The organism is Lysobacter sp. Root983, assembly GCF_001429345.1.
Classification (GTDB): Bacteria; Pseudomonadota; Gammaproteobacteria; order Xanthomonadales; family Xanthomonadaceae; genus Lysobacter.
The window spans coordinates 438,276-463,418 of the sequence record NZ_LMJO01000012.1; the positions used below are offsets into that span (position 1 = coordinate 438,276).

Genomic DNA, 25,143 nt, shown 5'->3' on the forward strand with positions numbered 1-25,143 from the left:
GCTGGCCGACAGGCCTGGCGGACCGTTGCGCCCTCAGTGGTCGTGGGAAGCGCCGGACTTCTCGATGTCCGCCTTCACCACGTAGCTCTGCTCGACCACCACCTGATCGCCGGCTTTCAGCCCCGAAAGCACCTCCACCCGTTGCGCGTCGCGCTTGCCCAGTTCGACCGGGCGCACTTCGTAGACGTCGCCGTGGCGGATGAACACCGCATCCCAATCGCGGAAGGTCTGCAGCGCCGCCAGCGGCACCACCAGCCGGGCCGGCTGGCGCTCCACCGTGATGCGCGCCTTGACCGCCGAACCCGGCCGCCACAGGCCGTCGGCGTTGGCGATGGTCGCGCGCGCCACGGTGCTCTGGCTGGCGGTGGCGGTGCCGGGCAGCACGCGTTCCAGCGTGGTGTCGGCGGTGACACCGTCGCTCATGCGGGTCACGGTGACCGGCACGCCGGCCTGGATGTGTTGGGCATCGGCGCCGAACACGTGCAGGTCGACCCACAGCGAAGACAGGTCGGCGACTTCGAACAGCGCCGCGCCTTCGCCGGCCACCGAGCCGACCGCGGCGTTGCGCGCGAGCACCACGCCGGCGATCGGCGAGGCGACGGTGTAGGTGGTCAGGCTCAGGTTGCTTTCGATGCTGGCCAGCGGCTGGCCGGCACGCACCTGGTCGCCGACGTTCGCGTTCAAGCGCCGCACCGGACCGGGGAAGCGCGCCGCCACCTTGGCGACCCGCCCTTCGACCGGAGTGAGCAGGCCTTGGACTTCGTGCTCGTCGGCGATCACGCCGGCCGCGGCCGGCGCGACGCGGATGCCGGCGTCGTGCGCGACCTTGGCCGCGATCTGGGTCCGCCCCTCGTAACTGGGATAGGCCCAACGCAAGGCCGTGCCGGCGATGCGGGCCGTCACTTCGACGTCGAACGAATGCGGTTCGCCGACGACGCTGGCGGCCATCAGGCTGCCGTCCGCCTGGGGCTTCAAGACATGGGTCTCGGCGACGCCGCCCAGACGCTTGAGCCGGACCTCGACGCTGCCGGCGGACGCCGGCAGCGGTTTGCCGTCGCGGTACAGCCAGGCCTGGTACTTCGGCGGCGTGCCGTCCTCGGCGATCGCCAACTCCACGGCATAGCCGTTGCTTTCCAGCACGCGGCCGCCGTGCTCGCCCTTGCGCGGTGCTTCGGCCTCGGCATGCGCGTCGCCTTCCTCGTGGGCGTGCTCGGCCGGCGCGGACGGATCGCCGCCGCAGGCGGCCAGCAGCAGGGTCAAGGCCAGTGCGGCGCTGAAGTGAGAGATCTTCACGGGGCGGTTCCTTGTGCGGTGGAGGCGGCCGGAGCGGCGACGAAGGCCTCGCCGGTGAGCCTCTGGATTTCGATCAGGGCGCGCTGCGCTTCGAGCGCGGCCTCCAATTGCTGCTTGCGCCCATTGGTGCGCTCGGACTGCAGCTGCGCCCATTCGAGGTAGCTGATGGCGCCCGCGCGGTAAGCGCGTTCGGCCGCGGCCTCGGCGCGCGCGAGCTTGGGCAGCACGTCGTCGTTGAGGCGTCGCACCTCGAGCGCGGCGACCTGGTAGCGGCCGTGCGCATCGGCCAGGGTCGAATACAGCGACATTCCCTGGGCTTCGCGTTCGATCCCCAGCATCGCCAGCTCGGCTTCGGCGGCGCGGATATCGGGAGCGGCGCGACGCGACGCCCCCAGGGGCAGGGCCACGCTGCCCAGCAGCGCCTGGTCGCCGGTCTCCTGCAGGCGACGCAGGCCGAACTGCCACTCCAGATCCGGCGTCGCCTGGGTGCGCGCGAGCTGCAGCCGCGCCTCGCGGATGCGGCCCTCGTCGGCGAAGCGCGCGATCTCCGGGCTGCGCTGCAGCAGCTCGGCGAGCGCGTCGAAATCCCGGATCGCCGGCAGCGTCAGAGGATCGCCGGCGGCGGCGGCGAAGCCCGGATCGCGCTCGCCCCACAGCGCCGCCAGGTGCCGGCGCGCGGCGAGCCGACGCTGCGAGGCGCGTTCGCGCTCGAGTTCGGCGCGCGCAAGCGCCGCCTGCGCGGTCAGCACCACCGATTCCGGCGAGGCGCCGGCCTGCAGGCGCTGGCGCGCCGCGGCGACGGTCCGTTGGCGCTGGCCGATGTCGAGTTCGGCGATCGCGTGTTGGCGCTGCGCGGCGACGATATTCAGGTAGCGGCGCGCCGCTTCGGCCAACAGATCCAGGCGCCGGCTTTCGCGTTCGACCGCGAGCGCGTCGATGCGGCTTTGCGCGAGCGTGCGTCGCGCGTCGAGCTTGCCGCCGCGTTCGAACACCGAGGCCAGGGTCAGCGACAACTCGGCGCCGCGCAGGCCGCTGAACTCGCCGCTGCCGAACGCGTTCTCCAACGTCGCGCCGGCGGTCAGCGCCGGGCGTTGGCCGGCGCGGTCGAGTTCGGCCGCGAGCGCGTCGCGGCGGCCGCCGAACAGGCGCAGGTCGGGGTGGGTGGCGTCGATGCGCGCGAGCGCATCGTCGAGGGTGAACGCCGCCGCGCCGGCGGGTGCGGCGGCAGGTGCGGCGACTGAAGCAGGGGGCGACGATTGCGCTTGTGCCGGAAAGCACAGCGCAGCCGCCAGGACGGCCGAAGCCGCTGGACGCAACCACATGGGGACGTACTCCGAATCGGGACAGGAAGGTGCGGCCGGCACAGCCGGCGTAAACCTCAGCCCGCGATCGGGGGACGGAACGGTACCGGCTGCGGTGCCGGTACGAAGGCGAACGCGCGCGGCGGCATCGGCGCGCGCGCGTCGGGCGCGAGCATGCGCAATTCGTAGCGCGGCAGCATCGCGGCCTGTTGGCCGCAGCAGTGGCTCAGGTGCCAGCGGTTGTCGTTGTCGTCGCCGGCGCCGGGCTTGCCCGGCGGATGGTCGTGGCCGTGCTCGCCCAGGTTGGATTCGCTCTGGGCGTCGAGCGCCGCGATCTCGCGCGCTTCCTCGGCGAAGGCCAGCGCCGGCCGGACCACGGCCATCGTCATGAGCAGGCCGAAGACCAGGCAGCGCAGGATCGAGGACAGGGGCGGCAGGCCGTACATGAGCGCTAGGGTACGGGCCCGGTGCGGCGATACACAATTGCGCCGACCCGGCACAGTGGGTGCCGCACGGCCGTCACATGCGCTGGCCAGACTGCGCGCCTCGTCTACAGGGGGCGTGCCATGAAGTGGGTTCGGAGCTGTGCGGTCGTCGCCGCGCTGGCGTGCCTGGCCGCGTGCGGCGGCGAACGGCCGCCGCAGAGCCTGCAGGCCTCCTCGTCGCTGGAGGTGGCGCCGGCGCGCCCGGCCCTGGCCAGCCTGGACGCGCAGCGTTTGCGCACGCTGGCCGCGCAGGCCCTGCGCAGCCAGCGCATGTACGCGCCGGCCGGCGACAACGCGGTCGAGTACTACCTGGCCTTGCGCGACAAACAGCCCGGCGAGGCCGCCGTCGCCAGCGCCTTGCAGGAGCTGCAGCCCTACGTGCTGATCGCCGGCGAGCAAGCCCTGGCCGGCGGCGAGCTGAACGAAGCGCAACGCATGCTGGATCTGCTGGCGCGGGTGGACGCGCAGGCGCCCGCGCTGCCGCGCCTGCGCGAGAGCCTGCTGGCGGCGCGCGCCGCGCAAGTCGAACAGATCCAGCGCATGGACGCGCAGCAGGCCGAGCAACTGCGGTTGGCGCAACAGCGCGCGCTCGTATCGGCGAACCCGGTCAAACCGCCGCCGTCCGCGTCCGCGTCCGTATCCACGCCTGCACCCGCGCCCGTTGCGCCGCCGCCCGTGGCGACGCCGAGCGCGGCCGCAGCGCAGATCGCCGCCGCCGAACCGATCGCGATCGCGCCGCTGGCGCCGCCCGCTGCGCGCAATGCCGCGCCTGCCACACGCCCGTTGCCGCGCCTGATCAGCGATTCCGCGCCGCGCTATCCGCTCAGCGCGCTCAATCGACGCATCGAGGGCAGCGTGCAGATCGCCTTCGTGATCCAGCCCGACGGCAGCGTGACCGCGGTGCGCCTGTTGTCGTCGACGCCGCCGGGCGTGTTCGACGAAGCCGCGTTGGCCGCGGTCTCGCGCTGGCGCTTCGAGGCCGGCGGCGAGCGCGTACCGACCAGCCGCACCCTGAGCTTCCGCCTGCCCAAGGGCTGAGCCGGCGCCGTGACGCCGGTGCTGGCGGCTCGCCGGGGCGGCAGCGCACAATGCGGCGATGACTACCGCCACCGCCCCCCTGCTGGACACCGTCGAACACGAAACCGGTCCGGCGCCGGCCTGGACCGTGCTGTGGTTGCACGGGCTGGGCGCCGACGGCAACGATTTCGCACCCATCGTGCCCGAGCTGCTGCGCCCCGACTGGCCGGCGCTGCGCTTCGTGTTCCCGCACGCGCCGGTGCGCGCGGTCACCATCAACAACGGCGTGCGCATGCGCGCCTGGTACGACATCCGCGATTTCAGCGACCTCAACCACCGCGCCGACGAAACCGGCGTCGACGAATCGGTGGCCCAGATCGAGGCCCTGATCGCGCGCGAGGCCGAGCGCGGCGTACCGGCGTCGCGGGTGCTGCTGGCCGGCTTCTCGCAAGGCGGCGCGGTGGCCCTGGCCGCGGGCCTGCGCCGCGTGCAGCCGCTGGCCGGTCTGATCGCGCTGTCGACCTATCTGCCGATGCCCGATCGCCTGGCACGCGAGACCCAGGACGCGGCGCGTTCGCAGCCCTTGTTCATGGCCCACGGCAGCTACGACCCGGTGGTGCCCTTCGCCGCCGGCGAAGTCAGCGCCGCGCGCCTGCGCGCGCTCGGCCTGAGCCCCGACTGGCACGCCTATCCGATGGCACACCAGGTCTGCCTGGAGGAAATCCGCGACCTCGGCGACTGGATGTCGCGGCGCTTCGCGGCCTGAACATGAGCGCCTCCGGCAGCGAGCGCGAACCCTGGCTGCCGGACCTGTGCCGCCTGCCGCGGCTGGTGGTGATGCTGAGCATGGCCGAGCTGATCGTGGTCGTGCTGGCGCTGGCACCCGACGGCGGCGCGCCCTGGGACTGGCAGCGCTTCGTCTCCGGCAGCACCTTCGCCCTGTGGCTGGCGCTGACCGTGTCGGTGTTGTTGTGCGTGTCGCGCGAACGCCTGCTGCGTCTGCCGGCCAGCCTGGGCGGCGTGATCGCGACCGCGGCGGCGGCGCTGCTGGGCGCCACCTTCGCCGCGATCACCCATTCGATCGACCACGCCGTCGGCGCCAGCCTGGTGCCGCCCGGGGTGACGCTGGCGCGTTTCAGCCTGGGCACCGCGGCGGTGACCATGCTCGCGGTCGGCGTGGTGCTGCGCTATCTCTACGTCAACGACGGCTGGAAGGCGCAGGTGCGCGCCAGCGCGCGCGCCGAAGTCGACGCGCTGCAGGCGCGGATCAAGCCGCACTTCCTCTTCAACAGCATGAACACCATCGCCGGCCTGGTGCGCAGCGACCCGGTGGTGGCCGAGCGCGCGGTGCTCGACCTGTCGGACCTGTTCCGCGCCGCGCTCGGCGCCGGCGAGTCCGACTCCAGCCTGGCCGAGGAGGTCGAGCTGGCCGAGCGCTACCTGGCGATCGAGCAACTGCGCCTGGGCGACCGGCTGCGGGTGGAGTGGCGCAAGCACGAGCCGCTGCCCTGGACCCTGCCGATGCCGCGCCTGGTGCTGCAGCCGCTGGTCGAGAACGCGGTCCTGCACGGCATCTCGCGCCTGTCCGGCGGCGGCACCCTGGAAATCGAGCTGGCCGTCAGCGGGCCGATGCTGGCCCTGCGGGTGCGCAATCCGGCCCCGGCGCCGGCCGAAGGCCCCGGCAACGGGACCCGCCACGCCCAGCGCAGCATCGGCCAGCGCCTGCGCTACGCCTATGGCCCGCAGGCACGGATGACCGCGGGCTGGGCCGAGGACTACTATCTGTGCGAACTGCACGTGCCGACTGGGGTGGAGGCGCTGTACCGATGAAGGGCGCAATGAGGATAGTCATTGCCGACGACGAGCCGCTGGCGCGCGAGCGCCTGCGTGCGCTGCTGGCCGAGCAACACGGCGTCGAGGTCGTGGCCGAAGCGGCCGACGGCCAGCACGCCCTGCACGCCTGCGCCGAACATCAGCCGGATCTGGTGCTGCTGGACATCGCCATGCCCGGCATCGACGGCCTGGAGGCGGCGCGCCATCTGGCCGCGTTCGAGCCGCGCCCGGCGGTGGTGTTCTGCACCGCCTACGACGCGCACGCGCTGTCGGCCTTCGAGGCCGAGGCGATCGACTACCTGGTCAAGCCGGTGCGCGCCGAGCGCCTGAGCGCCGCACTGGAGCGCGTGCGCACCTTCGCCGCCGGCCGCGAGCGCGGCGGCGAGGTCGCGCCGGGCCAACGCCGCACCCACCTGTGCGCGCGCCTGCGCGGCAGCCTGCGCCTGATCCCGATCGAGGACGTGCACTACCTGCATGCCGAAGAGAAGTACGTGATCGTCCACCACGCGCGCGGCGAGGACCTGATCGAGGAATCGCTGAAGTCGCTGGAAGACGAGTTCGGCGAGCGCTTCGTGCGCATCCACCGCAACTGCCTGGTCGCCCGCCACGAGATCGTCGAACTCAAGCGCTGCCCCGACGGCCACGTCCAGGCGGTGCTGCGCCACGGCAAGCAGCCGCTGGAAGTCAGCCGGCGCTGCGTGTCGGCGCTGCGGGAGACGTTGAAGCATCTGTAAGGGGCGGCGCCTGGGTGTGTAGCGGGCGCTCCGATGAGGGTCGCGGGAATTCGCGACTCAAACGCCGCCCGTGGCTCCGGCAGCCGTTCGTGGTGAGCCCGTCGAGCCATGAGCGGCGGGTCTGCGTTGCTGCAAAGCAAATCCCCCTCAATCCCCCTTTTTCAAAGGGGGAGGTCAAGCAGGGCTGCTTCGAGTGCTGTTCGTGGTGAGCCCGGAGAACCATGAGCGGCGGGCCTGCGCCGTTGCAAAGCAAATCCCCCTCAATCCCCCTTTTTTCAAAGGGGGAGGCGCATACGTTGGTGGTGGATGGCGCCGCCTTCTCCCCGCTTTTGCGGTTCCCCCCTTTGAAAAAGGGGGGCTAGGGGGGATTTGCTTCTAAAATTCCCCCATGACCCGTCTCCGCATCGCCACCCGTAAAAGCCCGCTCGCCCTGTGGCAGACCGAGCACGTCGCCGCCCGCCTGCGCGCCGCCCACCCCGGACTGGAGGTGGTGCTGGTGCCGATGAGTACCCGCGGCGACGAGGTGCTGGACCGCTCGCTGGCCGCGATCGGCGGGAAAGGCCTGTTCCTGAAGGAGCTGGAAGTGGCGATGCAACGGGGCGAAGCCGATTGCGCCGTGCATTCGCTCAAGGACGTGCCGATGGAACTGGAGCCGGGTTTCGCCCTGCCCGCGATCCTGGAGCGCGCCGACTACGCCGACGCCTTCGTCAGCCCGCATTACCCGCATATCGGCGCCCTGCCGCAGGGCGCGCGCGTGGGCACGTCCTCGCTGCGCCGCCAGACCCAGCTGCGCGCGCTGCGCCCGGATTTGCAACTGCTGGACCTGCGCGGCAACGTCAATACCCGCCTGGCCAAGCTGGACGCCGGCGAGTACGACGCGATCGTGCTCGCGGTCGCCGGCCTGGAACGCCTGGGCTTGGGCGCGCGCGTGCGCGAACGCCTGCAGGCGCCGCAGTGGCTGCCGGCGCCGGCGCAGGGCGCGATCGCGATCGAATGCCACAGCGACCATCTGGCCACGCGCGCCTTGTGCGCCGCGCTGGATCACGCCGACACCCGCACCTGCGTCGAGGCCGAGCGTGCCATGAACCGCGCCCTGCACGGCAGCTGCCACGTGCCGGTGGCGGCGCACGCGCGCCTGGACGGCGAGCACCTGCGCCTGGACGGCCTGGTCGGCGCCGCCGACGGCCGGCAGGTGCGCGCTCACGGCGAAGGCCGCGGCGACGCCCCCGAATGCCTGGGTCTGGAAGTCGCGCAAGCCCTGCTCGCGCAAGGCGCCGGCGATTTCATAAAAGCGGTGATTCGGGATTAGGGATTCGGGATTCGTAGAGCGGGTGGATTGGGCTTATTACCGAATCTCCAATCTCCAATGCCGAATCCCGGCCCTCAGAACCGCCGCCGCAGCTCGATCGAACTTTCCGCCGACTCGCTGCCGCCGCCGCCGTTGGAATCGTGGCGTATCGCGAAATCGGTCTCGAGCGTCCAATCCGGCCACAACGCCACGTCCAGCCGCACCGACTGCTTGACGAAGGTGTCGCCGCGTCCGCTCTCGACGAACACGCGCTGGGTCCAACGCGCGCGATCGCCGATCTTCTGCCCGAAGTTGAGTTCGCCGCGCATCACCGCGCCCGGGCGGTTGATGCCGTCGTCGTACAGCGGCGCCAGCCGGTAGCCGGCGCCGAACTGCAGGCCCAGCTGGGTCGGACCGTCGCGCAGCACCTGCAGGCCATACCGGGTGCCGATGCGGAAATCGTTGGAATAAGCGCCGCGGCTTTCGCGCGCGGCGGCCGGTGCGCTCAGGCCGATGTAGCGCTGCGAACCCGGCAGGCGCAGCGGTCGGCGCGATGGGGTCGCGGGCGCGGCGAGATCGCGCGCCTGCGACGGCGGTGGCGCCAACGCCAGCCGCCATTCCTCGTCGCCGCAGCGTGTCGAAAAGCAGTACAGCCGCATCTGCGCCGGATCGCTCGCGAGCGCCATCAGCGTGGGGTCGCCGGAGACCGGCAGGGTCGGCAATGTGAGGAGGGGGCCGCCCAACAGGGCGAGCCCGAACAAGCCGGACATCGTCGTGAACAGGGCCGAATAGGTGCCAAGATGATGCCATGGAAACGATTACAGTCCCAAGACCCGGGCTGAACCGCCGTCGCGACCGCGTCGGAACGCGGTCGCAGCCTCAGTAATACAGCGTGACCAGGTGCCGGGCCTGGGCGAAGAACAGCCAGCGTTCGACCAGCGCGCCCAGCAGCGCGGCGGCCGCCGCCAGCGGGAACGCGACCCAGGCCGCGCCCGGCCACAGCCACACCAGCAGCGCCAGCAGCAGCGGCACGGCCGCGAACGCGAGCACCGCGATCAGGCGCAACTTGCGCGCGTGCTTGCGCGCGAGCACGTAGCCCATTTCGCGGGTCAGATAGTTGTCTTCGGTATGCGGACGCTCGAACACGCTGAGCTCGCGACCGGGCAGGCCGACCGCATCGGCGCGGGTGACGGTGAGCGGCGTGCTGTCGATCGCGTGCCAGTAGCGCAGTTTCATCGCGGCCGCCGTCAGCGCCAGCACGCCCAGGGCCAGCGCGAGATAGCGCAGGGTCGGCGCGGGCAGGCCGTAGCGAGTGGTGGCGACGGCCAGGCTCGCGAGCAGGGCCCAGCCGGTGAGCAGGGCGAAGCCGAGATAGACCGGCACCACCAGGCGATGGCGCCAGGCCGGAATTGGCGGCAGCGAGGCGTAGATCATCGCCGTGCAGACCACGGTCAGCAGCGCCAGCAGGGCCAGCGCCGCGCCGGCCACACATCCCCAGCTCGCCAACCGCGCGAGCGCGTCGGCATCGCCGCCCGCGGCGTTCCACACCAGCGCCGCCAGCGCCAGCGCGGGCAGGAAGGTCGCCAGCGACAGCACGCCTTCGCGCGACAGCCAGGAAGTGCGCCACTGCGAGAACGCGCGCCAGGCGCGCAGCGGCTTGCCCAGGTGGAAGGTGGACGCGAGCAGGCCGATTACGCTGAGCAGCAAACCCAGCGCCAGCGTCAGCAGCGCCAGCGTCGTGATCGAACCGGCGCCGGCTTCGCCATAGGACAGCGCCTGCAGGCGCGAGCTCGCGATCAGGGCGCCCAGCCAGGCGAGCAGCCCATAGCCCGCGCCGGACAAGGTGGTGAACAGGATGACCGAGAAGGCGGGATGCATCAGTGGACCGGCGTTCGGCGGAACGATTGGGTGGGAAGTAAGGCCGGCGACGGGCGCGCGCGAGCGTTCGTACCGACGTGCGCGCGGCGGGGCATCGGCCTCATCGAGACAACACTCTGTCCAGCCAACGCAGCACCGGCGGCAGCGCGGCGGCGTCGAGTGTTTCCTCGGGCGCTGTCGGCATGGCGGCGGTTTCGCCCGCGCGCCGTGGCCGCGGCGGCAGATACTGGTTGGTCGGCTTGTAGCCCAGTTCGGGCATCAGGTCGACGCCGCCGCGCGCGGCGACCAATTGCGAGACCTTGGAGTCCGGATCGCCGAGGTCGCCGAAGTGGCGCGCGCGGGTCGGGCAGGCCTGCACGCACGCCGGTTGGCGCTCGGCTTCTTCCAGGTGTTCGTTGTAGATGCGGTCGATGCACAGCGTGCATTTCTTCATCACGCCTTCGACCGGGCTGTACTCGCGCGCGCCGTAGGGGCAGGCCCAGGAGCACAGCTTGCAGCCGATGCACTTGTCCTCGTCGACCAGCACGATGCCGTCCTCGGCGCGCTTGTAGCTGGCGCCGGTCGGGCACACGGTCACGCAGGCCGGGGTTTCGCAGTGCAAGCAGGAGCGTGGGAAGTGCAGGGTCATCGCCGGCTGCGGGGCCACCGCCTCGGCGCCGCCACCACAGCCGCCCGATGCCGGCTCCGCCGCCACCTCGTAACTGTGCACGCGGTTGAACCACACGCCGGTGGGGTCCTTGCCGTAGGGCTGCTCGTCGGTCAGCGGACCGGCGAAGCCGCCCGCGTTCCATTCCTTGCAGCTCACCGCGCAGGCATGACAGCCCACGCAGGTGTCCAGGTCGATCACCAGACCCATCTTCTTCTTGCCCGGCGGCGGCAGGGCGGTCACCGTTTGCGCCCCGTGCTGATCAGCCACACGCCCAACGCGAACAGCGCGATGCCGAAGCTCACGCTGGGCAGCAGGCCCATCAGCACCGGCGTCAGCGAATCGTGGCCGGCGACGCTGCCGACCGGGTCGAAGATGCCGGCGCCGATCAGGACCACCAGCGCGAAGCTCAGCGCCACGCAGCACCAGCCGACCAGCATGCGGAAGGATCGTTTCATCGGGACGCCTTGTTACGGAATTCCGCGCCGTAGCGCAGCGGTCGGTTGTCGGCCTCGCCAAGTTGCAGCGGCGGGAACTGCGGCGCGCTCTCGCCGACGGGCTCGACGCGTTCGATGCGCACGCGCAGGTCGAACCACGCCGCCTGGCCGGTGACCGGGTCGGCGTTGGCGTAGTCGCCGCGCGGGGTGATGTCGGAAATCAGGTGGTTGAGCAGGAAACCCTTGCGGCCTTCCGGCGCGTCCTTGGCCAGGCGCCAGGCGCCCTTGCGCTTGCCGATCGCGTTCCAGGTCCAGACCGTGTCGGGTTGCACGTTGCCGGCGAACTTCGCCTGCGCCGTGATGCGTCCGTGGTGCGATTGCACCGCGATCCAGTCTTCGTCGGCGATGCCGTGGCGCGCGCCGGTGTCCGGATGCAGATACAGATAATTGCGCGCGGTGATCTGGCGCAGCCAGGCGTTCTGCGAACCCCAGGCGTGGTACATGAACATCGGTCGCTGGGTGACCGCGCTGAGCGGATAGCGGCTGGCCGAATCGGCGACCTGCGCGCCCTCGAACGGTTCGTACCAGATCGGCAGCGGGTCGAAGTAGGTCGCCACGCGCTCGCGGTGTTGCTCGGGCGGCTGGCGCTCGCCATGGCCTTGCGCGGCCAGACGGAACTTCTGCAGGGTCTCCGAATACAGCTGCAGCACGATCGGATCGGCGTGGCCGATGAAGCCCATCTTCTGCGCCCAGTCCAGATAACCGCGGTTGGCCATCTTGAAATAGCGCGCGTGCTCCGGAATCGGGCTGCGCCAGAAACCGCCGTGCTCGATGTAGCGGTCCAGCTGCTGCGGATTCGGCGGACCCTTGGCTTCGAGATCGCCGTGCTCGCCGCGCCAGCCCGCGAGCAGGCCGACGCCAGGCGCGCGCTCGTGGCGCACGATGTAATCGGCGTAGTCGCGATAGCGCGGGCTGCCGTCCTCGTGCACCAGCCCGGGCAGGCCCAGGCGCGCGCCCAGATCGATCAGCACCGACTGGAAGCCGCGCACGTCGCGGCCCTCGCGCTGTTCCTTGGCATCGACCACCGGATGACGGATCGCGTCGATCGCGCTGTCGGCGTCGGAGATCGGGCGATCGAGCATGCTGATCGCGTCGAACCGCTCCAGATAGGTCGTGTCCGGCAACACCAGGTCGGCGTAGGCGACCATTTCCGAGGCGTAGGCGTCGGCGTAGATGATGCGCGGGATGCGGTATTCGCCGCGGTCGTCCTTGTCGGTGAGCCAGCCTATGGTCTCGGAGGTGTTCATCGCCGAGTTCCAGCTCATGTTGGCCATGAACATCATCAGGGTGTCGATCTTGTAGGGATCGCCGGCCCAGGCGTTGCGGATCACGCTGTGCATCATGCCGTGCGCGGACAGCGGGTAGGCCCAGGAGAACGCGTGGTCGATGCGGCGCGGCTGGCCGTGTTCGTCGACCACCAGGTCCTCGGGCGCATGCACGAAACCCAGCGGCGCGGCATCGAGCACGCCGTTGGCCTGGCGCAGCTTGCCGGGCCGGTTCGGCGGTGCGATCGGCTTCGGGAACGGCGGCTGGTAGCGGAACGAGCCCGGCGTATCCACCGCGCCCAGCAGCATCTGCAGCAAGTGCAGGGCGCGGCAGGTGTGGAAGCCGTTGCTGTGCGCGCTGATGCCGCGCATGGCGTGCATGCTGACCGGGCGCCCGACCATTTCGCTGTGCTCGCGGCCGTGGGCGTCGGTCCAGGCGATCGGCAGGGTCAGCGGATGATCGAACGCGGCTTCGGCGAGCTCGCGCGCGATGCGGCGGATGGTGTCGGCCGGAATGCCGCAGCGTTCGCTGACCGCGTCGGGCGCGTATTGCGGGTCGAGATAGCGCTCGGCGATCAGATGGAACACCGGACGCGCGCGACGGCCGTCGGGCAGGGTGCATTCGCCGACGACGGCGGGCGAGATGCCGATGGCGTCGGCGCGCAGCGCGCGGCCCTCACCCTGTCCCTCTCCCGCAGGCGGGAGAGGGGATCCTTCGGCGGTATGCGTTGCGTCGTGAACAATGCCGGCTTCGGCCGCGCGCGTGGCGGCCGTGTGCGGCGTATCGGCTCCCTCTTCCGCTTGCGGGAGAGGGCCGGGGTGAGGGTCGCGCACCCAGCACAAGGGGTGCCCTTCGCCGTCGCGCGCGAACAAACCGTCGTCCGCGCCGCCCGGATTATCGATCACCAGCCAATGCGCATTCGCGTAGCGCACCAGGTAATCCAGATCGATGCGGTCGGCCTTGAGCAGTTCGTGGATCAGCGCGAACGCGAACAGACCGTCGGTGCCGGGGCGGATCCCGATCCACTCGTCGGCGATCGCGCCGTAGCCGCTGCGCACCGGATTGACCGCGACGATCTTGGCCCCGTGCGCCTTCAACTTGCCCAGGCCCAGCTTGATCGGATTGGAGTCGTGGTCTTCGGCCACGCCCCACAGCATCAGATAGCGCGAATGCTCCCAGTCGGGTTCGCCGAATTCCCAGAACGAACCGCCCAGGGTGTACAAGCCGCCAGCGGCCATGTTGACCGAGCAGAAACCGCCGTGAGCGGCGTAGTTGACCGTGCCGAACTGCTGCGCCCACCAGCCGGTCAGCGCCTGCGACTGGTCGCGGCCGGTGAAGAAAGCCAACTCGTCGGGGTTGCGCTCGCGGATCGGCGCCAACCAGTCGGTCGCGATCCGCAGCGCCTCGTCCCACTCGATTTCCTTGAACTCGCCGCGTCCGCGCTCGCCCACGCGCAACAAGGGCTTGTCCAGCCGTGCCGGCGAGTAGTGCTGCATGATCCCGGCCGAGCCCTTGGCGCAGAGCACGCCCTGGTTGACCGGATGTTCGGGATTGCCCTGGATGTAGCGGATCTTGCCGTCGGCCAACCACACCTTGATGCCGCAACGGCAGGCGCACATGTAGCAGGTCGTGGTCTTGACCTCGTCGCCAGGCGACGGCGACAGGTTCAGAACTGGCTCTTTGGGAGCGGGCGCGGGCATGCGCGCATTGTGCCTGCGCGCGCCGATTCCGGCGAGCGCGCGCTCAGGGGCGGCAGTAGCGGCGCTCGTAGTCGACCGCGCGCTCCAGGGCGGCGCGATCGCCGCCGACCGCGAGCGCGGCGATGTCCTTGCGGTTGTCCGGGCACGGCGAACTGCGTCCGCCGAACAGGCTGCCGACCTTCTCGATCACCGACGCGGCGCTGATCGGTTCGCGCATCGGCACGCCCAGGGTAGCGCCGGCGCCGGGCAGGCGCGGGCTGCGGCTGGCGAATGCGTCGGCCTGCGGTTCCAGCCCAGGCGGCGGGCGCTCGCGCAGGCGGCCCGCCTGTTGCACGTAGACGGCCGACAGCGGGCGGCCGGCCAAGGGTTCCGGCGTGGCGACCACCGTCGGCGTCGCCGCGGGCGCAGGCCGGGCGCGTGTCGGTCTCGGTGCGGGCGCGGCCGGCGCGGCGCGCGCGCCGGACGCAGCAGGGGGCCGCGCGCGGGTATCGCGCGGCGGGCTCACGAACACCACCTGCAAGGCCTCGTCCTCGCGCGCGCTCGCGGCGGGCGCATCGAGACGCAGGAAGCGGTTGAGCGCCAGGGCCATCAGCAGATGCGCCGCGATCACGATCGAGCCGATCCAGATCTGCTCGACCCACCACGTCCGTGTCCGCATCGTCGGCTTCCGTTCCGGGGCGACGCATCTTGCGTGCGCGCCGGTTAAACGCTCGTTAGCCGCAATGCCGCGCCCGCCGCGATGCCGCGCCCGCTGCGTCTATTTCGGAACCTCGACCTTGATGCCGGGATCGTCGAAACGCGAATAGCGGATGGTGGTGACCACCGGCTTGCCGCGCAGTTGCGCGCTGGTCACGATCTGCAGCGGATAGCCGTTACCGGCCACCCACAGGGTCATGCTGCTCGCCTGCGGCTGGGTATGGTCGACGCGATACTTGCGCGTCGCCACCCCGCCCAGGCTTTCGCTGCCCAGCGCGGTCACGCTCATGGTCTTGGCGTTCTCGGCCAGGCGCGCCGGATCGCGCCATTGCGAGAGCGTGCCCTTGGGCAGCGGCACCTTCATGCTGCGGCCGCCCACGTTCAGGTACATGGTGTCGCCGACGATGGTCTGCTCGCCCATGCCGGCCATGCGCATGCGATAGCGGCCGGGTGCGACGTAGTCGATGTCGTTGCTCATCGGGCGCTCGCCGGTCGAACTCATGCTGGCGTGGAAGCTGCGCGCGGCCAGAAATTTGTCGATCGAGGCCGTCACCTCCTCGCGCGGGCCGGCCCAGACCGCCGCCGGCGACAGCGTTACAGCCAAGCACAGCAAGCTTCTTGCGCACCCGATCACGTTCATGGCCCATCCGGCAGTAGCGGCCGTGCATCGGCCGATGCCATGCTTAACGCGGGAATCGCCCCCGACCAGCCAGACACGGCCGCCGAATCGCCATGGAACGCATCGAACGCATCCACGCCCTGCACCGCATCCTGACCGCCGCTCGCTATCCGGTGACCGTGCAGCGCCTGCAGGAGGACCTGGAATGCTCGCGCGCCACGGTCTATCGCGACCTGGCCTATCTGCGCGACTATCTGATGGCGCCGGTGGTCGGCAACGGCGAGGCCGGCTTCCGCTACGACAGCAGCGAAGGCGACCGCTTCGAACTGCCGGGCCTGTGGCTGAGTTCGGAGGAGCTGCACTCGCTGCTGGCCGCGCAGCAGCTGTTGCTGCGCAGCGGCGGCGGCGTGCTGTCGAACGCGCTCGCGCCCCTGCAGCACCGCATCGAGAAGCTGCTGGACGAACATGCCGGCGGCCGCCGGGTGCCGGTGGAGCGCGTGCGGGTGATCCCGCACCGCACCCGCCGCCTGGACGAGACCGCCTTCCGCAACGTCGCCACCGCGGTGCTGGACCGCAAGGTGCTGAGCTTCGAATACCGCGCGCGCTCCACCGACGAGCGCACCCGTCGCAACGTGTCGCCGCAGCGGCTGACCCATTACCGCGAAAACTGGTACCTGGACGCCTGGGACCACGAGCGCGACGCGCTGCGCAGCTTCTCGGTCGACCGCATCAGCGGCGCGCGGATCGGCGAGAGCGAGGCGCGCGACGTGCCCGACGAGGAGCTCGACCGCCACCTCGCCTCCAGCTACGGCATCTTCTCCGGCACCCCCAAGGGCTGGGCGACCATCGTGTTCAGCGCCAAGGCTGCGCGCTGGGTCGCCGACGAGCACTGGCATTCGCAGCAGCAGGGCCGCTTCCTGCCCGACGGCCGCTACGAACTCAAGCTGCCCTACAGCGCCGGCCGCGAGCTGCTGATGGATGTGATGCATTACGGCAGCGAAGCCGAAATCGTCGAGCCGACGGTGCTGCGCGAACAGGCCAAGAGCATGCTGTCGCTAGCGCTGGCCAACTACGACCGCTGATGGCAGGCGCCGACGCTCCGCGCATCCGCAGCGACGAGCAGGTCGCGCTGGTGCTGGGCGCGGGCGGCGCGCGCGGCCTGGCCCAGATCGGCGTGATCGAGGCGCTGCAGGCGCGCTCGATCGACATCGTCGCGGTCGCCGGCTCCTCCAGCGGCGCCCTGGTCGGCGGCCTGTACGCGGCCGGCAAGCTCGACGCCTATCGCGACTGGCTGTACGGCCTCAGCCGCACCGACATGCTGCGCCTGCTGGACCCAGCGCTGGGCCAGGCCTCGCTGTTCCGCGGCGAGCGCCTGATGCAGGCGTTGCGCGAACTGGCCGGCGAGCCGCGCATCGAGGATCTGCCGATCGCGTTCACCGCGGTCGCGGTGGACCTGATGCGCCAGCGCGAAGTCTGGCTGCGCGAGGGCGATCTGTGGGACGCGGTGCGCGCCTCGATCGCGATCCCCGGCGTGTTCACTCCTCACGAAGTGCATGGCCGCGAGTTGGTCGATGGCGGCCTGCTGGCGCCGCTGCCGATCGCCGCGACGCGGCTGTCCGACGCCCATCGCCTGATCGCGGTCGACATGCACGGCTGGCCGCAGCGTCCGCCCGGCACGCCGGCGCGGCGCGACGGCGGCGACGACAGCGCCCGCCAGGCCGATGAGGCCGAGGCCCAGGCCGTGCACACCCGCAGCGCGCGCCTGTGGCGCTGGTTCGGCCAGCGCTGGCGCCGCGAGAACGCGGCCTCGGCGCCGGTCGCGGACGCGGCCGGTCACGAGCTGGGTTTCAGCGAACTGATGGCGCGCTCGTTAGACACCATGCAGGCCCAGATCGCGCGCGTGCACCTGGCCCTGGACCCGCCCGAGCTGGTGATCCGCATTCCGCGCGACGCCTGCCAGTTCTACGAGTTCTGGCGCGCGCGCGAACTGATTGCGCTGGGCCGCGCGGAAGCCGACAAAGCCCTGGACGCGGCCGGCTACTAGCGAAGCCCCTGCCTTTGCCGTGGGGTAGGAGCGGCGTAAGCCGCGGCCGCGATTTCCACCTGCGGCGAACTTGCAACCACGCCGTAGTTCCGGGTCGCGGCTTACGCCGCTCCTACCCCAAAGTCGCGTCAAGCACGGCCGTAGGATGCGGTGAGCCACAGGCGAACCGCATCGCCGCGCCATCCGCGCGCCGGCGCCGGCCCCAGCGCCGCGAACGCCGCCTCACCCCCCTCGCACCCCATCGAATCGAGGGTCGCAGCCTCTGAGACGGCCCCGTCCCAAGGTGGCTCCATCGGGTCGCCAAGCCCGGTCCCGCCACCCGGAGCCCTCGCCATGCGCCAGTCCGTCGCCCGTCTCGATTCCTCCCGTTCCGCCGTCGACCCGATCGACCCGCGCGTCGAACAGGCCCTGCGCTACATCGTCGCCATCGGCGCGGTCCTGGTGTTGCTGCTGCCGGCCGCGCGCGCCAGCAGCGCCCAGATCGGCTGGCTGCCGCTGTGGCTGCTGGCGATGCCGCTGACCGCCTGGTGGGCGCTGCACCGTTTCCGCCTGCCGTGGCGCGCGCAGGACCAGGCCGCCGCGGCCCCCGTGCGCCGCCGCCGGCCGGGTGCCCAGGCCCGGCGCCGCGCCCGCCCGCTCGCTCGCGCCGCGGCCGCGCGCGCGGCCTGAAGCGCTCCGGCGCGAAGCGCCGCAACGCGCAAAGTCGCGCCCCGGCGCGCGCGAGCTGGATGGGATTTGCGCCGAAAACGCCGCGGAAACCGCCATAACGCGAGCGCGGCACACCCTCCCCACATGACTTCGGGCACGGCGGGGCCCGTCGGGCCCTGTGCTAGCGTTCGGCCTTTCCCTGTATTCGCGGAGCGCCGATGTCCACGCTGTCCAAGGCCTGCAAGCCGTTGCTCGTTTCGGTAGGAATGATCTCCATCGGCATCGCCGGTCTGGGGGCCCCGGTCGCCACCGCCGTTGCTGCCGAGGAGGCCGCCAAAATGACCGACGGGTCCGATCCCTATGCCTGGCTGGAAGACGTGCAGGGCGAGCGCCCGCTGGCCTGGGTGCGCGAGCGCAACGCCCAGGCCGAGGCCGAACTGGCCGCCACGCCCGCCTTCAAGACGCTGGAAGCCGACATCCGCGCCATCCTCGACTCCGACGCCAAGATTCCCGGCGTGATGAAGATCGGCGACCACTACTACAACTTCTGGAAGGACGCGAACCACCAGCGCGGCCTGTGGCGCCGCACCACCCTGGCCGAGTACCGCAAGGACAAGCCGGCCTGGGAAACCGTGATCGACCTGGACGCGCTCAACAAGGCCGAAGGCGAGAACTGGGTCTGGCACGGCGCCGACTGCCTCAAGCCGCAGTACCAGCGCTGCCTGATCGCGCTCTCGCGCGGCGGCGCCGACGCCGACGTGACCCGCGAGTTCGACCTGAGCACCCAGACCTGGGTCAAGGACGGCTACTTCCGTCCCGAGGCCAAGGGCGGCCTGCAGTGGATCGACCGCGACAACGTCTACGTGTTCACCGATTTCGGCAAGGGCAGCATGACCTCGTCGGGCTACCCGCGCATCGTCAAGCAGTGGAAGCGCGGCACCCCGCTCAGCGCCGCCACCGTGGTGTACGAAGGCACCGCGGAGGACATGTACATCTCCGCCGGCCATGACCCCACCGAAGGGTTCGAGCGCGACTTCGTCTCGCGCACCATCGCCTTCTACAACAACGAGCTCTACCTGCGCGGCGCCGACGGCAAGCTGACCAAGATCGACGCGCCGAACTCGGCCGAGAAGGGCGTGCATCGCGAGTGGCTGACCCTGGAGCTGCGCGAGCCCTACAGCGCCGGCGGCAAGACCTATAAGCCGGGCAGCCTGATCGTCACCCGCTTCGACGACTTCATGGCCGGCAAGCGCGATTTCGCCGTGCTGTTCGAGCCGACCGAGCGCAGCTCGCTGGCCGGCACCACCTGGACCCGCAACAAGCTGGTGCTCAACGTCATGGAGGACGTGAAGTACAAGCTCAGCGTGCTCACTCCGGGCAGCTGGCAGCGCAGCGAGTTCGTCGGCGCGCCGGCCTTCGGCAGCATCGGCGTGTCGGCGGTGGACGACGACGAGAGCGACGACGTCTGGCTGACCGCCACCGACTACCTGACCCCGACCACGCTGTCGCTGGCCAAGCTCGGCCAGCAGCCGGAAACGCTGAAGACCATGCCGACCTTCTTCGACGGGTCGAACAACGTGATCGAGCAGCACTTCGCGACCAGCAAGGACGGCACCAAGGTGCCTTACTTCATGGTCCGTCCGAAGAACCTCAAGCTCGACGGCAGCACCCCGACCCTGTTGTACGGCTACGGCGGCTTCGAAGTCTCGATGACCCCGGGCTACTCCGGCGGCGTCGGCAAGGGCTGGCTGGAGAAGGGCGGCGTGTACGTGGTCGCCAACATCCGCGGCGGCGGCGAGTACGGTCCGCGCTGGCACCAGGCCGCGCTCAAGGCCAACCGTCACAAGGCCTACGAGGACTTCGCCGCGGTCGCGCAGGACCTGATCGCGCGCAAGGTCACCTCGCCCAAGCACCTGGGCGCGCAGGGCGGCAGCAACGGCGGCCTGCTCACCGGCAACATGCTGACCCAGTACCCGGAGCTGTTCGGCGCCGTGGTCGTGCAGGTGCCGCTGCTGGACATGAAGCGCTACAGCCACCTGCTGGCCGGCGCCTCCTGGATGGCCGAGTACGGCGATCCGGACACCGCCGACTGGGACTTCATCAAGACCTTCTCGCCCTACCACCTGTTCGACGCCAAGCGCGACTATCCGCCGACCCTGTTCACCACCTCGACCCGCGACGACCGCGTCCACCCGGGCCACGCGCGCAAGATGATGGCCAAGATGATGGAAGCCGGTAAGGACGTGCGCTACTACGAGAACATCGAGGGCGGCCACGGCGGTTCGGCCAACAACGCCCAGGCCGCGCACATGAGCGCGCTGGCCTACACCTTCCTGTGGGACAAGCTGTCCAAGTAAGCCCTTAGCGACGGGCGCCGCACGGCGCCCGTCCTCCCCAGCCAGGCATGATGCCCCGCGGCGGCTCGCGGCCCGCCGGCCATTGCGCTCTCCGCAAACGGACCTTATCTATGAAACCGACCTCCCTCCTGCTGGCCGCAACGCTACTGATGACCACGACCCCCAACGCCTCCGCCGCCGACGCCCCGTTGCCTCCCGACGTGGCCAAGAAGCCGCATGTGGTCAAGGCGCCGCACGGCGCCCAGCGCAACGACGAGTACTACTGGCTGCGCGACGACAAGCGCGAGAACAAGGAGATGCTGGCCTATCTGGAGGCCGAGAACGCCTACGCCACCGCGCAGATGACGGCGCTGAAGCCGCTGGAGAACACGCTGTACGACGAGATCGTCGCCCGCATCAAGCAGGACGACAGCTCGGTGCCCAGCCGCGATCGCGGTTACTGGTACTACAGCCGCTTCGAGACCGGCCAGGACTACCCGATCTACGCCCGCCGCAAGGACGGCCCCGGCGTGGACGCCGCCTCGATCCAGAAGGCCAACGCCGATGGCGATTTCGCTGGCGAGACCGTGCTGCTGAACGTCAATGCCATGGCCAAGGACCAGAAGTACTACCAGGTCGGCGACTACGAGATCAGCCAGGACAACCAGCTGCTGGCCTATGCCGACGACACCAACGGCCGCCGCCAGTACACGGTGCGCTTCAAGAATCTGAGCACCGGCGAGACCTATGCCGACGAGATCAAGGGCGTGTCCGCCAACCTGGTCTGGGCCGACGACAACAAGACCCTGTTCTACGTCGAGAACGATCCCGAGACGCTGCTGACCAAGCGCGTCAAGAAGCACGTGCTCGGCACCCCGGTCGCGCAGGACGCGGTGGTCTACGAGGAGAAGGACGACAGCTTCTACATGGGCATCGACCGCACCCGCGACGACCGCTACATCGTGATCGGCGTCAGCAGCACGGTGTCCGACGAACTGCGCTACGCCCCCGCCGCCGACCCCAGCGCGTTCGCCGTGCTGGCGCCGCGCGCGCGCGACGTCGAGTACGACGCCGACCACTTCGGCGACCGCTGGGTGATCCGCACCAACGCCGACGGCGCCACCAATTTCAAGGTCGTCACCGCGCCCAGCGGCTCGACTTCGCGCAAGGACTGGAAGGACTGGATCGCGCACCGCGACGACGTCTACATCGAGGGCATCGAACTGTTCCAGGGCTACACCGCCGTGGCCGAGCGCTCCGACGCGCTGGAGCGCGTGCGCATCCTCAAGGCCAACGGCGAATCGGAATTCGTGAAGGCCGATGAGCCGGCGTATTCGATGGGCCTGTCGTCCAACCCCGAAGCCGATACCCCGTGGCTGCGCTACAGCTACACCTCGCTGACCACGCCGGCCACGGTCTACGAATTGAACGTGGACACCGGCGAGCGCCGCCTGCTCAAGCGCCAGCCCGTACTGGGCGGCTTCGACGCCGCCCAGTACGTGACCGAGCGCGTCTGGGTGCCGGCGCGCGACGGCGCCCGCATCCCGGTCTCGCTGGTCTACAAGCGCGGCTTCGAGAAGAACGGCAAGGCCGCCCTGCTGCAGTACGGCTACGGCAGCTACGGCGCCTCGATGGATCCCAGCTTCAGCGTCGTCAACGTCAGCCTGCTCGACCGCGGCATGGTCTATGCGATCGCGCACATCCGCGGCGGCGAGGAAATGGGCCGCAAGTGGTACGAGGACGGCAAGCTGCTGAAGAAGAAGAACACCTTCACCGACTTCATCGACGTCACCGATTACCTGGTCAAGGCCGGCTACGCCGCGCCCGACCGCGTCGCGGCCTACGGCGGCAGCGCCGGCGGCCTGCTGATGGGCGCGATCTCCAACATGGCGCCGGACAAGTACCGCGTGATCCTGTCGCAGGTGCCCTTCGTCGACGTGGTCACCACCATGCTGGACGCCAGCATCCCGCTGACCACCAACGAATACGACGAGTGGGGCAACCCGGAGCAGAAGAAGTACTACGACTACATGCTTTCGTACTCGCCCTACGACAACCTGTCCAAGCAGGCCTACCCGGCGATGTTCGTCGGCACCGGCCTGTGGGATTCGCAGGTGCAGTATTTCGAGCCGGCCAAGTACGTGGCGCGCCTGCGCGATCTGAACACCGGCGCTTACCCGCTGCTGTTCCGCACCAATATGGAAGCCGGTCACGGCGGCAAGTCCGGCCGCTTCCAGCAGTATCGCGAGCGTTCCGAGATGTTCGCCTTCATGCTCGGCCAGCTCGGTCTGGCCGGCGGCGGTGCCGCCACCGCAACGCACTGACGCATCGCCGGTGCGGCCGCGGCACGCGCCGCGGTCGCATACTGGCGGCATGTCGATCCCGCCCCCGCCCGAGGAGCCCACGCCGGTCCGTCCCAGCCGCTTCCGCTGGGCCTGGTGGCTGCTGGCCTACGCCAGCCTGGGCCTGGGCATCGTCGGCATCGTGGTGCCCGGCCTGCCCACCGTTCCCTTCGTACTGCTGTCGGCGTTCGCGGCCGCGCGCGGCTCTCAGCGCCTGCACGCCTGGCTGCTCGCGCACCGCCAGTTCGGGCCGATGATCCGCGACTGGCAGGCGCACGGCGCGGTCAGCCGGCGCGCCAAATGGCTGGCGGTGAGCATGATGTCGGCCTGCGCCGCGATCATGTTCCTGACCGCCCCGAAATGGTGGATGGCGGCCACCGGCACCGGCTTCATGACCGTGGTCGCAATCTGGCTGTGGGCGCGACCTGAACCGCCGTCGCGCTGAGCTTCGTTCGGTCGCGCTCGCGGGCTACACTGCGGCCATGAATGCACGCATCGTCCTGAGTCTGATCGCGCTGTCGCTGGCCGTCTCGGCCTGCGGCAACAAGGGCCCCCTGGTCCTGCCCACCAAGCCGGTTCCGGTGACCGCCCCGGCCCAGCCCGCGGGCGAGGTGCCGGTGCAGATGGCCCCCGAGGCCACGCCGCCGTCGCAGCCGCAAAAGGCGGCCGAGCCGCCGGCCGCCGAACCCGCCACCGACACGCCCACGGACGGCTCGACCGACGACGGCAAGGACGATCCGACCCCGCCGGCCGACGGCGGCCGATGAGCCCCGGCGCGGAGCGGAAGATGCGGCGTTTCAGCAAGATGCATGGCGCGGGCAACGACTTCGTCGTGCTCGACCTACGCGGCGGCCTGGCGCCGCCCGCCGCCGCGCACTGCCGCCTGCTCGCCGACCGCCATTTCGGCGCCGGCTGCGACCAGATCCTCACCGTCGAGGATCCGCGCGAATCGGGCTCGGTCGCCAGCTACCGGATCTGGAATTCCGACGGCTCCTCTTCGCAACAGTGCGGCAACGGCGCGCGCTGCATCGCCGCCTGGCTGGTCCGCGACGGCGCCGCGGGCGAGGACAACTTCGCCTTGGACAGCCCGCTCGACACCCACCAGGTCGAACGCCTGTCCGAGCAGCATTACCGCATCGGCATGGGCGAGCCGCGCTTCGACCCCGACGCGATCCCGCTGCGCGGCTTTCCGGGCGCGCGCGACCAATACGTGCTCGACATCCACGACACCGTGATCGGTTTCGGCGCGGTGTCGATGGGCAATCCGCATGCGGTGATCGAGGTCGACGACGTCGATGCCGCGCCGGTGGACAGCATCGCCTCGCTGCTGCAATCGCATGAGGCGTTTCCCGAGTCGGTCAATGTCGGTTTCGCCCAGGTCGAGTCGCGCGGGCGCATCCGCCTGCGCGTGTACGAGCGCGGCGCCGGCGAAACCCTGGCCTGCGGCAGCGGCGCCTGCGCCGCGGCTGCGGTGTTGATGCGGCGCGGCCGCGTCGATCGCGACGTCGCCGTGGTCCTGCCCGGCGGCGAACTGCGCATCGTATGGCCGTCCGACGACGCCCCGCTGTCGATGTCGGGACCGGCCGCTTTCGTCTACGAGGGGGAATGGGCGCAATGAACGAAACCCTGGACAAGCTGGGCGCGCACGAGGTCGCGGCCTGGCTGCGTCGTCACCCGCGCTTCCTGCAGCAGTTCCCCGATCTGGCCCTGAGCCTGATCGTGCCGCGCGAGGAAGGCTCGGCCGCCTCGCTGGCGAGCTATCAGCTGGAAGTGCTGCGCGACAAGAACCGCGAACTCTCGCGGCGTCTGCAGGAGCTGTTCGGCAACGCTCAGGAGAACGAGCGTCTGTCGGTGCGCACGCACCAGCTCACCCTGGCCCTGATGCGCCAGAACAGCGCCGGCGACACCCTGCGCGCGATGGCCGCGACCCTGGCCGAGGATTTCAACGGCGACCGCGTGCGCCTGGTGATGTTCCAGCCGGTCGAGGGCCTGGACGCGCCCGAGTGGTTGCAGGTGATCGCCGCCGACGACGCGCGTCTGCAGCCGTTCCGCGACTGCCTGGCCGACGGCGAACCGCTGTGCGGCCGCCTGCAACCGGAAAAGCATGCCCTGCTGTATGGCGCGCAGGCCGACGAAGTCCAATCGACCGCCTTGCTGCCGCTGCCCGGCATCGGCCTGGTCGCGGTCGGCAGCCGCGACCCCAACCGCTTCTTCCCCGGCATGGGCACGCTGTTCCTGCGCATGATGGGCGAGTCGCTGACGGTGGCCTTGAAGCGCTACTAAGCGCGTCGCCGCAACACTGCTCTTCCTCCCCCTTTGGAAAAGGGGGATCGAGGGGGATTTGCTCCTCCCGCTCCTGGGTGCTTTTAGCTCGTCATCCCCGCGCAAGCGGGGATCCAGTGACTTAAGCGCCAAGCGACGCCCGACTGCGTAGCGTCCGAAGCCCCGTCGGTCGCGCAGGCCTGTCCTTCGCGGTTCGACAGGCTGACCCGACCGCGCGCGCAAGCCTCCCTCGACATC

General features: G+C 70.4%; 24 protein-coding genes. 14 read left to right on the forward strand and 10 right to left on the reverse strand.

Going from position 1 to position 25,143, the window contains the following annotated elements:
* Positions 1 to 33: 33 nt before the first annotated feature.
* Genes ASE43_RS09235 through ASE43_RS09245 form a run of 3 tightly spaced genes read right to left on the reverse strand, consistent with a single transcriptional unit; the run spans position 34 to position 3,040 of the window.
* Positions 34 to 1,293 carry an efflux RND transporter periplasmic adaptor subunit gene (locus tag ASE43_RS09235; RefSeq protein WP_157499794.1) on the reverse strand — a complete coding sequence of 420 codons (1,260 nt, stop codon included), beginning with the start codon at positions 1,291 to 1,293 and terminating at the stop codon, positions 34 to 36.
* Positions 1,290 to 2,615 carry a TolC family protein gene (locus ASE43_RS09240; protein ID WP_057160259.1) on the reverse strand — a complete coding sequence of 442 codons (1,326 nt, stop codon included), beginning with the start codon at positions 2,613 to 2,615 and terminating at the stop codon, positions 1,290 to 1,292. Before ASE43_RS09240 ends, ASE43_RS09235 begins: the two co-directional genes overlap by 4 nt.
* A gap of 56 nt (positions 2,616 to 2,671) precedes the next feature.
* Positions 2,672 to 3,040, reverse strand: coding sequence for a hypothetical protein (locus tag ASE43_RS09245; RefSeq protein ID WP_056178184.1), 369 nt, complete (start codon positions 3,038 to 3,040; stop codon positions 2,672 to 2,674).
* Positions 3,041 to 3,160: 120 nt separating this feature from the next.
* On the opposite strand from ASE43_RS09245, the gene ASE43_RS09250 reads away from it, so the two are divergent.
* The 5 genes from ASE43_RS09250 (at position 3,161) to hemC (ending at position 7,972) form a co-directional block, all read left to right on the forward strand.
* A complete protein-coding gene (locus tag ASE43_RS09250; RefSeq protein WP_056178186.1) occupies positions 3,161 to 4,117 on the forward strand; it encodes an energy transducer TonB in 957 nt (318 codons plus the stop codon).
* Between the two features lie 58 nt (positions 4,118 to 4,175).
* Positions 4,176 to 4,862, forward strand: a complete 687-nt coding sequence (locus ASE43_RS09255; protein ID WP_157499796.1) for a carboxylesterase — start codon at positions 4,176 to 4,178, stop codon at positions 4,860 to 4,862.
* 2 nt (positions 4,863 to 4,864) lie between these two features.
* Positions 4,865 to 5,926, forward strand: coding sequence for a histidine kinase (locus tag ASE43_RS09260; protein WP_056178189.1), 1,062 nt, complete (start codon positions 4,865 to 4,867; stop codon positions 5,924 to 5,926).
* Between the two features lie 8 nt (positions 5,927 to 5,934).
* On the forward strand, positions 5,935 to 6,663 hold the full coding sequence (locus tag ASE43_RS09265; protein WP_056178191.1) for a LytTR family DNA-binding domain-containing protein: 729 nt from the start codon (positions 5,935 to 5,937) through the stop codon (positions 6,661 to 6,663).
* A 388-nt stretch (positions 6,664 to 7,051) separates the two neighbouring features.
* Positions 7,052 to 7,972: a hydroxymethylbilane synthase gene (hemC, locus tag ASE43_RS09270; protein WP_056178193.1), complete on the forward strand. Its 921-nt coding sequence runs from the start codon at positions 7,052 to 7,054 to the stop codon at positions 7,970 to 7,972.
* Between the two features lie 74 nt (positions 7,973 to 8,046).
* Here hemC and ASE43_RS09275 read toward each other — a convergent pair whose 3' ends face one another.
* The 7 genes from ASE43_RS09275 to ASE43_RS09305 all read right to left on the reverse strand — a co-directional run bounded on the left by ASE43_RS09275 (position 8,047) and on the right by ASE43_RS09305 (position 15,274).
* Entirely contained in the window at positions 8,047 to 8,721 is a 675-nt protein-coding gene (locus tag ASE43_RS09275) for a DUF481 domain-containing protein (protein ID WP_057160260.1), read from the reverse strand.
* Positions 8,722 to 8,830: 109 nt separating this feature from the next.
* Positions 8,831 to 9,829, reverse strand: a complete 999-nt coding sequence (locus ASE43_RS09280) for a DmsC/YnfH family molybdoenzyme membrane anchor subunit (RefSeq protein WP_057160261.1) — start codon at positions 9,827 to 9,829, stop codon at positions 8,831 to 8,833.
* Positions 9,830 to 9,929: 100 nt separating this feature from the next.
* Entirely contained in the window at positions 9,930 to 10,718 is a 789-nt protein-coding gene (locus ASE43_RS09285) for a 4Fe-4S dicluster domain-containing protein (protein ID WP_056178199.1), read from the reverse strand.
* Entirely contained in the window at positions 10,715 to 10,933 is a 219-nt protein-coding gene (locus ASE43_RS09290; protein ID WP_157489366.1) for a hypothetical protein, read from the reverse strand. The genes ASE43_RS09285 and ASE43_RS09290 overlap by 4 nt, the downstream gene beginning before the upstream one ends.
* Positions 10,930 to 13,938 (reverse strand): molybdopterin oxidoreductase family protein, encoded by a 3,009-nt coding sequence (locus ASE43_RS09295; protein WP_057160262.1) that lies wholly within the window; start codon positions 13,936 to 13,938, stop codon positions 10,930 to 10,932. The genes ASE43_RS09290 and ASE43_RS09295 overlap by 4 nt, the downstream gene beginning before the upstream one ends.
* A gap of 43 nt (positions 13,939 to 13,981) precedes the next feature.
* The gene (locus ASE43_RS09300; protein WP_057160263.1) at positions 13,982 to 14,596 is read right to left on the reverse strand and encodes a hypothetical protein; all 615 of its coding nucleotides are present in this window, start codon (positions 14,594 to 14,596) and stop codon (positions 13,982 to 13,984) included.
* A 99-nt stretch (positions 14,597 to 14,695) separates the two neighbouring features.
* On the reverse strand, positions 14,696 to 15,274 hold the full coding sequence (locus tag ASE43_RS09305) for a hypothetical protein (RefSeq protein WP_157489367.1): 579 nt from the start codon (positions 15,272 to 15,274) through the stop codon (positions 14,696 to 14,698).
* A gap of 92 nt (positions 15,275 to 15,366) precedes the next feature.
* On the opposite strand from ASE43_RS09305, the gene ASE43_RS09310 reads away from it, so the two are divergent.
* From ASE43_RS09310 to ASE43_RS09355, 9 genes are all read left to right on the forward strand, one after another.
* On the forward strand, positions 15,367 to 16,335 hold the full coding sequence (locus tag ASE43_RS09310) for a YafY family protein (protein WP_056178209.1): 969 nt from the start codon (positions 15,367 to 15,369) through the stop codon (positions 16,333 to 16,335).
* On the forward strand, positions 16,335 to 17,297 hold the full coding sequence (locus ASE43_RS09315) for a patatin-like phospholipase family protein (protein WP_057160265.1): 963 nt from the start codon (positions 16,335 to 16,337) through the stop codon (positions 17,295 to 17,297). The genes ASE43_RS09310 and ASE43_RS09315 overlap by 1 nt, the downstream gene beginning before the upstream one ends.
* A gap of 333 nt (positions 17,298 to 17,630) precedes the next feature.
* On the forward strand, positions 17,631 to 17,966 hold the full coding sequence (locus tag ASE43_RS09325) for a hypothetical protein (protein WP_057160267.1): 336 nt from the start codon (positions 17,631 to 17,633) through the stop codon (positions 17,964 to 17,966).
* 245 nt (positions 17,967 to 18,211) lie between these two features.
* A complete protein-coding gene (locus tag ASE43_RS09330; RefSeq protein ID WP_157499882.1) occupies positions 18,212 to 20,302 on the forward strand; it encodes a prolyl oligopeptidase family serine peptidase in 2,091 nt (696 codons plus the stop codon).
* A gap of 110 nt (positions 20,303 to 20,412) precedes the next feature.
* Entirely contained in the window at positions 20,413 to 22,605 is a 2,193-nt protein-coding gene (locus tag ASE43_RS09335) for a S9 family peptidase (protein ID WP_057160269.1), read from the forward strand.
* 49 nt (positions 22,606 to 22,654) lie between these two features.
* Complete coding sequence (locus tag ASE43_RS09340) at positions 22,655 to 23,068, forward strand: YbaN family protein (RefSeq protein ID WP_056178219.1); 414 nt, start codon at positions 22,655 to 22,657, stop codon at positions 23,066 to 23,068.
* Positions 23,069 to 23,105: 37 nt separating this feature from the next.
* Positions 23,106 to 23,390: a lipoprotein gene (locus tag ASE43_RS09345; RefSeq protein ID WP_056178221.1), complete on the forward strand. Its 285-nt coding sequence runs from the start codon at positions 23,106 to 23,108 to the stop codon at positions 23,388 to 23,390.
* Entirely contained in the window at positions 23,387 to 24,241 is an 855-nt protein-coding gene (dapF, locus tag ASE43_RS09350; RefSeq protein ID WP_057160270.1) for a diaminopimelate epimerase, read from the forward strand. The genes ASE43_RS09345 and dapF overlap by 4 nt, the downstream gene beginning before the upstream one ends.
* Positions 24,238 to 24,906 (forward strand): DUF484 family protein, encoded by a 669-nt coding sequence (locus ASE43_RS09355; protein ID WP_056178225.1) that lies wholly within the window; start codon positions 24,238 to 24,240, stop codon positions 24,904 to 24,906. The genes dapF and ASE43_RS09355 overlap by 4 nt, the downstream gene beginning before the upstream one ends.
* Positions 24,907 to 25,143: the final 237 nt, after the last annotated feature.

Bases quoted from the DNA above. Each gene is read 5' to 3' on its own strand.
- ASE43_RS09240 (WP_057160259.1), bottom strand. From the start codon at position 2,615: ATGTGGTTGCGTCCAGCGGCTTCGGCCGTCCTGGCGGCTGCGCTGTGC.
- ASE43_RS09275 (WP_057160260.1), bottom strand. From the start codon at position 8,721: ATGTCCGGCTTGTTCGGGCTCGCCCTGTTGGGCGGCCCCCTCCTCACA.
- ASE43_RS09310 (WP_056178209.1), top strand. From the start codon at position 15,367: ATGGAACGCATCGAACGCATCCACGCCCTGCACCGCATCCTGACCGCC.
- ASE43_RS09265 (WP_056178191.1), top strand. From the start codon at position 5,935: ATGAGGATAGTCATTGCCGACGACGAGCCGCTGGCGCGCGAGCGCCTG.
- ASE43_RS09305 (WP_157489367.1), bottom strand. From the start codon at position 15,274: ATGAACGTGATCGGGTGCGCAAGAAGCTTGCTGTGCTTGGCTGTAACG.
- ASE43_RS09280 (WP_057160261.1), bottom strand. From the start codon at position 9,829: ATGCATCCCGCCTTCTCGGTCATCCTGTTCACCACCTTGTCCGGCGCG.
- ASE43_RS09300 (WP_057160263.1), bottom strand. From the start codon at position 14,596: ATGCGGACACGGACGTGGTGGGTCGAGCAGATCTGGATCGGCTCGATC.
- ASE43_RS09335 (WP_057160269.1), top strand. From the start codon at position 20,413: ATGAAACCGACCTCCCTCCTGCTGGCCGCAACGCTACTGATGACCACG.
- hemC (WP_056178193.1), top strand. From the start codon at position 7,052: ATGACCCGTCTCCGCATCGCCACCCGTAAAAGCCCGCTCGCCCTGTGG.
- ASE43_RS09355 (WP_056178225.1), top strand. From the start codon at position 24,238: ATGAACGAAACCCTGGACAAGCTGGGCGCGCACGAGGTCGCGGCCTGG.
- ASE43_RS09295 (WP_057160262.1), bottom strand. From the start codon at position 13,938: ATGCCCGCGCCCGCTCCCAAAGAGCCAGTTCTGAACCTGTCGCCGTCG.
- dapF (WP_057160270.1), top strand. From the start codon at position 23,387: ATGAGCCCCGGCGCGGAGCGGAAGATGCGGCGTTTCAGCAAGATGCAT.
- ASE43_RS09340 (WP_056178219.1), top strand. From the start codon at position 22,655: ATGTCGATCCCGCCCCCGCCCGAGGAGCCCACGCCGGTCCGTCCCAGC.
- ASE43_RS09330 (WP_157499882.1), top strand. From the start codon at position 18,212: ATGATCTCCATCGGCATCGCCGGTCTGGGGGCCCCGGTCGCCACCGCC.
- ASE43_RS09290 (WP_157489366.1), bottom strand. From the start codon at position 10,933: ATGAAACGATCCTTCCGCATGCTGGTCGGCTGGTGCTGCGTGGCGCTG.
- ASE43_RS09260 (WP_056178189.1), top strand. From the start codon at position 4,865: ATGAGCGCCTCCGGCAGCGAGCGCGAACCCTGGCTGCCGGACCTGTGC.
- ASE43_RS09345 (WP_056178221.1), top strand. From the start codon at position 23,106: ATGAATGCACGCATCGTCCTGAGTCTGATCGCGCTGTCGCTGGCCGTC.
- ASE43_RS09245 (WP_056178184.1), bottom strand. From the start codon at position 3,040: ATGTACGGCCTGCCGCCCCTGTCCTCGATCCTGCGCTGCCTGGTCTTC.
- ASE43_RS09255 (WP_157499796.1), top strand. From the start codon at position 4,176: ATGACTACCGCCACCGCCCCCCTGCTGGACACCGTCGAACACGAAACC.
- ASE43_RS09325 (WP_057160267.1), top strand. From the start codon at position 17,631: ATGCGCCAGTCCGTCGCCCGTCTCGATTCCTCCCGTTCCGCCGTCGAC.
- ASE43_RS09250 (WP_056178186.1), top strand. From the start codon at position 3,161: ATGAAGTGGGTTCGGAGCTGTGCGGTCGTCGCCGCGCTGGCGTGCCTG.
- ASE43_RS09315 (WP_057160265.1), top strand. From the start codon at position 16,335: ATGGCAGGCGCCGACGCTCCGCGCATCCGCAGCGACGAGCAGGTCGCG.